A 7,154-nucleotide genomic window follows, 5' to 3' on the forward strand; every position below is an offset into this window, starting at 1 on the left:
TCATACGAGTGAGATAACGTCGGCCAGCATGACGGATGGAGGAAGGAGAGACGAAGGAACGCTTCCGGAATCCGTGATGCGTTACCCTGGCGCTTTTCCCTGCTCTCAATCATTCACGTGTCGTTCCCCTTCCGGGCTCCGCATGATGATGAGTGTGCGAATCATGATGCAGAAACCGAACAGCTGCCCATCGGCGTGCCCACGAACGCGGAGACTCAGAATTCTTATTCTTATCTAACGTAAAGTTCCATGGCCGCGTGTAAAACAGCTGCCAATCATTCAAGGTTTTAACTCTAGATAATCCGCAGACTACGAACAGTTAACGGTCGATGGCAACGACTTGTTAGCCCAAATACTTAATGTGTGGTCCAATACTGGGTTCTGCCTGACTTAAGATCTTCAGAATTCTTGTATAATAACACCAAAAGCGTGATAGGAAGCAGGAGCAATCCCATGAAGAACCACAACAATGAGGACCGCCGAGTGTGCTGAGCCCATAAGGCACACAATACTCCACTAAGAAACGCCACGGCGGCCACGGCTCCAGCTTCATCCTCTAAGTCACTTATACGTCTCTCAAGTGAGTTCATCTCTTGATTATCTGTATGCACCTCCATATCCACCCTAGATTCTAGATTTGTTATTTTACGATCAATACGTTCAATCTCTGCTGTAGAATTCTCTGCAATTACCATTAACGGCATGAATGCTGTGAGAAAGAGGAATATTTGTTTTATCATTCTTTTATTGGCTAACGTAAAGCTCAACCGCCGATCAATCAACGGCCGAAAATCTAGTGTGTCTCATGCCTGTAAAAAGTGCCTCCGACTACGAACGGTATCCGGTCGGATGCAGCGAATTGTTCGATCAATTTCTCCCTGGCGTAACCTAATTGGTCAATTGCATTTCAAGTGCTAACCGCCGAGTGCCCTTACTAAAATGATAAAATGTTACAGCTAAAAAATCGAGGGCTGCTTCCTTAGTGCATTCACCCAAATTCACCTCTTTGCCAAGTCTTGTGGCCTCAACATCTAGGTGGATAGCAAACCGATACAAGCAATCAATAACGTCCTCTGGATATTCGGGATACTCTTCACTTAGATACCTTAGATTCTTCTGGTGAGTTTCTGGATAATACTCCCCACTCTGAACTCGGTATGCATCACCTAAAAAGTCTGTTAGTCGTGTATTATTCATTCTTATCGAACGTAGAGAACAACCGACAGCCCTCACAAAAGGACAGCGCTTGCTCGAAATCTTAAATCGTCACACATCACTGACTGCCGAACGGTTAGCTGTCGGATGCTTCGTCTTGTTCGGTTTATTTTTTTCTTAATAGCATTGAGGCCGAAACGATAGTGATTAGAACTGCTGAATTCTTGAATAACACATCCATGCTCAACGGAATCAAACCCTCGAACGCTATTGTAGCAACATAACAAATCGCAAATAGTTGAGTCCCAGCTAAAACTAATGCCGCCCAATATCCCCATCGCTTCTCCGTGAACACTGCAACTGAAGCTACAATGGCTAACAACGAATAAGTAACAGGAACGTAAATATCAGAGGCAACATCGATCCGGGGAATATCCAATCTTACAAGTGCCGTCACCCACATGCTTGATGCACATATTCCTATTAATCTTTGATTCATAATTCTTATTATTACCGAACGTATAGTTCGGCCGCCGGTGGGTCAACGGTCGAAAACCAAGTATGGCCTTAACTGTAAAACGCTTGCAGACTACGAACGGTTAACGGTCGGCCGCAACGACTTGTTGGATTCGAGCCGCGCTATGATCTCTACGGAAAATTTAACGGATCACCAACCTCGCGAATAGGATGGCGCACGATGCCCTCAATCTGGCTGAGGTGAAATCTCCACCTGCAAGTTCACGGGTGACCGGCACTCCGCCACGTGTAAAACCTCGATATCAGTCGGGTGCAGCGCAAGACCTGTGCCATTCGTTTAAAACGTCTGCCAGCAGAGTAGCGGAAGGGACATGTCTCTGGAGTTTACGGAAGAGTCTTGTCCCTGTAGCTGCGGCGCGTAACCAAGACGGCGACCATCGACATGTGGCGTCCAATTCTTCTTGTCTCAACCGTGTAAAACGTCCGCCCAGGATCAGTATGTGATCATATGACGACCATCTTACGACTAAACCCAGCGGGAAACATCAGCCAATGGGCGGCATGTGATCACATTCTGATCCTTCATTAACCTGCCCATTCCCCTTCAACTTAAATCAGGAGTCTTATTATTATTCTTATCCAACGTAGAGAACAACCGACAGCCCTCACAAAAGGACAGCGCTTGATCGAAATTATAATTCTTCACACATCACAGACTGCCGAACGGTTAGCTGTCGGATGCTTCGTCTTGTTCGACTGCAATTGTTAAATAATCATCACAAGCACGCAAGGAGTAATCAACCCAAGAAAACTTCACTTCGCGATGAATGATTCCGCATGTTGGTGATCTTCTGGAGGCATCCGCAGGAACGAGGAATGCCGGAAGATGGTCAGCATCATGCTAAACCTAACAAGTCTCAATCCCCTTGCGCTAAAAAGGTCATACGTGAAGTAAATCCACTGCCTAAAATGTTGCCCTGCATGATGATCAGCTTGCTACACCATTCACGGATCAAGCTAGCTGGAATTTAAAACGAAACCTTCAATCATGATGCATCGAGAATCCCCCAGCTCAAAAATTCTTATTCTTGGCGAACGTAAAATTCCATGGCCGCGTGTAGAACGCCCGCCAACTATACATGGGTTTAACTGTAAAACGTCCTCCGACTGCGAACGGTTAACGGTCGATGGCAATGACTTGTTCGGCCACATTATTTTTAAGGCGCTCACAAGATTCAAGTGCGATAATGAAGATCCAACAACCCACAGCAAATGTCATAGCGTGCCAACCAGCCACCCATAGATCTGCGGAAAATAGCATGATTACTCCCTTCGTGACAATTGTGAAGACACCAGTAAATAAAGCAAAGAAGTTCGCCACGACTAAAGATCTTCTCTCCCACTGAGTACGCATTAGAACAAAAGCCAGGATGCAGATTGCAATGAGATCAGGCTCTCGAAACTCTATGATACCTAAACCTGATAACAGAAAGTCAAAATTTCGATAAAGTATCCGAATAATGCATGACACTGCTAGAATAGTAATTACTGCGCGGAATATCATCTGAGGCGTCTTCATTCTTATTATAGCCGAACGTATAGTTCGGCCGCCGGTGGGTCAACGGTCGAAAATCAACAACGGACATAGCTGTAAAACGCTTGCAGACTCCGAACGGTTAACGGTCGGCCGCAACGACTTGTTCGGCAAATTTTTCGCTTAAAAATGACCAACGCGAACGACGATCATCAACCCTGTGCTCCGACCGCTCTAGCCATGAGCAGAGGATAGGAGGCAACGTCTAAAATGTCAGAATAGAACTACGGAGAAAACCTCTGCGCTAGATGGATCAAGCTACTCTCAATGTCACATTCTACTTTCGCGGATCAGGCGGCAACAATCTCATCAACTGGAACCAACTTCGACGAAATCTTGTGGCTTAGACCCACCTGGAATCAATTCAGCTATCCATCACCGTGACGCCAAATCTTATGCGTGCATTATTATAGCCGAACGTAGAGCTCAACCGCGCACTGTAAAACAGTTTCGCACCATTCACGTTTTTAGCTCTACAAATTCCTCGGACAACGAACGGTATCGCGTCGGATGAAGCGCCTTGTTCGACTGCTTTCTTGAACACGTCGTACAAGCAAAATGCTATGTGAGCAGAGTGAAAATTCCATATCCAATTGCCCCCAGGGAGACAATAACTTGGGCAGTGATAGCGGTCCAATATATTACCGGATGCTCCATTCGAGTCACATCAAAGTGACCAGCCAGAAAATCCGAAAACAGCAATGGGTCTGCTTCCTCACTGCGAAAGTTCCACAGTGTAATACCGAGAAGGATCAATCCTACTATTAATGCTATCATAATTATTCTTGGCGAACGTAGAGCTCAACCGCGCCGTGTAAAACAGATTCGCAGTCATTCACGGTCTTAGCTCTCAATGGTTTCTGGCTGCGGACGGTATCGCGTCGGATGAAGCGCCTTGTTCGGCCACATTCTTAGCTAGCGACTCCGTAACCGTTGAATCCTCATTAACACAAAAAAGAGTAACACCGATAGATCTCAACATAGGCTTAATAGGATCCATGTAATCGCCAAAATACCTCACGCCAGGATACGCAAACCCAACGTTAATATCTTCATCATTATTGGCTATGTGGTGAAAACACTGCATTAGCCCTTTAGAGGTGACATCGAATACTTGTGATTTGGTGTATGGCTTACCATATCTCGAGCTATTAGGGTTCGATGATGTTCCCCCCTTAGCCTCGATATACCACTTTCGATTATGCTTATCACACGTGACAACATCTATTCCTCGGATGCCAGCAGGAACGAAACTAATAATATCCCAACCGTTATTTTTTAAGTGAGTCAGAAGATTCTCTATGACTTGGTTTTCATCCATATTATTATTGCCGAACGTAAAGCTCAACCGCCGGTGGGTCAAAGGTCAAAAACCAAGGATGGTCTCAACTGTAAAAAGTCTGCGGACTACGAACGGTTAACGGTCGGATGCAGCGAATTGTTCGGCAAATTTTTCGCTAACAAATAACCAACGCCAACGACGATCTCCAACCCTGTGCTCCGACCGCTCTAGCCATGAGCAGAGGATATGTGGCAACGTATGAAATATCAAAATAGAACTACGGGGAAAATCTCTGCGCCTGATGGATCAAGCTACTCTCAATGTTACTTTCATCATTCATGGATCAGGCGGCAACAACCTCATCAACAGGAACCAACTCCGACGAAGTCTTGTGGCTCAGACCAACCTGGAATCTATTCATCGATCGATAACCATAACGCCAAATCCAATGCGTGCATTATTATAGCCGAACGTAGAGCTCAACCGCGCCGTGTAAACCAGTTTCGCATCAGTAATGTTTTTAGCTCTCCAACTCCATCTCACAACGAACGGTATCGCGTCGGATGAAGCGCCTTGTTCGGCCACATTATTTTGGAGCAAAGAATGGTGCCACACCTTTATACCACTGGATATCTTCGACGTCACTATCAAGTTGATCGATCTCACTAGCGGTCATCCATATACCATGTGCATCGACGAAAATATCAGTATCACCTTCTATGCCACACTCAGTGACAATACGTTCATAATTCCTACTCCTTAGTAGCGTATGATCATCGATTACTGGCGTCACAAAATCATAATCATTATACTCACAGGAAGACGGGATTAGCTCAAAAATGCGTGATCCAGTCGGGGCTACCTTAAGGGCTACACGATAAGATTCGCCGTCTTGAATATCGTTCAATTTCCACATATTTATTATTATTGCCGAACGTAGAGCTCAACCGCGCCGTGTAAAACAGTTTTGCAACCATTAACGATTTTATCTCTACGACTTCCTCGGACAACGAACGGTATCGCGTCGGATGAAGCGCCTTGTTAGCTTAATTTTTCTTCTGGAAGCCTGCTAGGATTAGGCAGCTTATACAACCAAGTAATTCCAGCAAAGAGTGGCCATAATGTTACTATAAAATTCCCATACCCAAAAATCAGTAAAATGAATGGAAGAGCAATCATTGACCACGCCATTAACCGTTTCCATCTAAGCAATTTTCTGAGGCGTGCTTTCGCCGCATCAAAAATGTCAAATGACACCTTCTTGGCATCATGTGAATTCATGCCATAGGATCTAAGCATGTTGATCACGCCAAGGTGCCCACGGCCGCGCGCTAATGCTGTAACAGCTTCTTGAATCCATGCCTCTCGCATCGATGTCAGTTCTGCGTTCATTCTTATTCTTAGCTAACGTAGAGCTCAACCGCGCCGTGTAAAACAGTTTCGCACCATTAACGATTTTAGCTCTACAAGTTCATCGGACAACGAACGGTATCGCGTCGGATGAAGCGCCTTGTTCGGCCACTATTCTTCGATATCTCTCAATGCCTTATTCGAAACATTAAACGAAACATTCTGAGACTCTTTACCTATCAGAAAACCCTCACAAAGCATAGATGCAATAAAGACACCATTGTAAATATGCCCGAGTTCTTGTTCTGCGTACGTCTTAATCCTGTATGAAGTTCGCGAGTTGTTAATCTTAGCAGAATACGACAAGAGTGGATTAAGATTTTTGTCGATCCACTGCCGGACACGCTTCACGCGATCACCCTCAGATTCGAGTAGCTCTCTTGAAGCGTTAAACTTAGGAGAGTCTGTATCCACAAAACCCTCGGCAGTCAGCCTCGGATATTGAGAAAGAACTACCTCAAAACTTAGATAGTGAATCTTCATAATTATTGCCGAACGTAAAGTTCCATGGCCGCGTGTAAAACACCCGCCAATCATTCAAGGTTATAACTGTAGATAATCCGCAGACTACGAACGGTTAACGGTCGATGGCAACGACTTGTTAGCTTCAATTCTTATTCGTTAAAGTATCTAAATCAACCTTACGAACGAGACCTCCAGAGTATACTGCATAGAAGGAATCTCCATATTCGATCCATGTGGCGATCAGCAGTGTCTTCCCTTTCGAATCACTTGGCTCAATATTCAGATACAGCCATTCGTGTCCTTCACTCGTAACGACGTCAGGAATAGTCTCAGTGAACCATTGTTGATCAGGGTATCTGCCAACATTCTCCTTATATTGCTCGATCTTCTCAACAATACTCTCTCCTTGGTTCCATATTCCAGGCATCCGATAATACGAGGACAACTTATCGAAAAATAACCCTGCAATCAGACCACCGCAGAACACGGCTATGATCATTACGGATTTTTTCATGTTCTTATCATTAGCTAACGTAGAGCTCAACCGCGCCGTGCAAAACAGATTCGCACCATTCACGTTTTTAGCTCTGCAACTTCCTCGGACAACGAACGGTATCGCGTCGGATGAAGCGCCTTGTTCGATCCATTATTGAATTCATCGTGCATGCCAATCTCACAGTGTTGCACTTCTTACTCTTTTGTATCTGATCGCCGACTATGCAAAATTGCGCACAGAATTGCACCAATGAAACAGATGGCCGATGCAACCGG

7 protein-coding genes are annotated in these 7,154 nt (G+C 45.1%); all 7 read right to left on the reverse strand.

What is annotated here, in order from left to right; translation table 11 throughout:
- Nucleotides 1–1,321: 1,321 nt before the first annotated feature.
- Nucleotides 1,322–1,654 (reverse strand): hypothetical protein, encoded by a 333-nt coding sequence (locus JO972_RS16530; RefSeq protein WP_309491198.1) that lies wholly within the window; start codon nt 1,652–1,654, stop codon nt 1,322–1,324.
- A 1,155-nt stretch (nt 1,655–2,809) separates the two neighbouring features.
- Nucleotides 2,810–3,013, reverse strand: coding sequence for a hypothetical protein (locus tag JO972_RS16535; RefSeq protein WP_309491199.1), 204 nt, complete (start codon nt 3,011–3,013; stop codon nt 2,810–2,812).
- A gap of 1,063 nt (nt 3,014–4,076) precedes the next feature.
- Entirely contained in the window at nt 4,077–4,547 is a 471-nt protein-coding gene (locus JO972_RS16540) for a hypothetical protein (RefSeq protein WP_309491200.1), read from the reverse strand.
- 547 nt (nt 4,548–5,094) lie between these two features.
- Nucleotides 5,095–5,424 carry a hypothetical protein gene (locus tag JO972_RS16545; RefSeq protein WP_309491201.1) on the reverse strand — a complete coding sequence of 110 codons (330 nt, stop codon included), beginning with the start codon at nt 5,422–5,424 and terminating at the stop codon, nt 5,095–5,097.
- A 125-nt stretch (nt 5,425–5,549) separates the two neighbouring features.
- Nucleotides 5,550–5,900, reverse strand: coding sequence for a hypothetical protein (locus tag JO972_RS16550; protein WP_309491202.1), 351 nt, complete (start codon nt 5,898–5,900; stop codon nt 5,550–5,552).
- Between the two features lie 129 nt (nt 5,901–6,029).
- The gene (locus JO972_RS16555; RefSeq protein WP_309491203.1) at nt 6,030–6,401 is read right to left on the reverse strand and encodes a hypothetical protein; all 372 of its coding nucleotides are present in this window, start codon (nt 6,399–6,401) and stop codon (nt 6,030–6,032) included.
- A gap of 124 nt (nt 6,402–6,525) precedes the next feature.
- Entirely contained in the window at nt 6,526–6,897 is a 372-nt protein-coding gene (locus JO972_RS16560; protein ID WP_309491204.1) for a hypothetical protein, read from the reverse strand.
- Nucleotides 6,898–7,154 lie beyond the last annotated feature (257 nt).

It is taken from the genome of Oceaniferula flava (assembly GCF_016811075.1).
Taxonomy (GTDB): domain Bacteria; phylum Verrucomicrobiota; class Verrucomicrobiia; order Verrucomicrobiales; family Akkermansiaceae; genus Oceaniferula; species Oceaniferula flava.

Bases quoted from the DNA above. Each gene is read 5' to 3' on its own strand.
- JO972_RS16530 (WP_309491198.1), bottom strand. From the start codon at position 1,654: ATGAATCAAAGATTAATAGGAATATGTGCATCAAGCATGTGGGTGACG.
- JO972_RS16540 (WP_309491200.1), bottom strand. From the start codon at position 4,547: ATGGATGAAAACCAAGTCATAGAGAATCTTCTGACTCACTTAAAAAAT.
- JO972_RS16545 (WP_309491201.1), bottom strand. From the start codon at position 5,424: ATGTGGAAATTGAACGATATTCAAGACGGCGAATCTTATCGTGTAGCC.
- JO972_RS16550 (WP_309491202.1), bottom strand. From the start codon at position 5,900: ATGAACGCAGAACTGACATCGATGCGAGAGGCATGGATTCAAGAAGCT.
- JO972_RS16555 (WP_309491203.1), bottom strand. From the start codon at position 6,401: ATGAAGATTCACTATCTAAGTTTTGAGGTAGTTCTTTCTCAATATCCG.
- JO972_RS16560 (WP_309491204.1), bottom strand. From the start codon at position 6,897: ATGAAAAAATCCGTAATGATCATAGCCGTGTTCTGCGGTGGTCTGATT.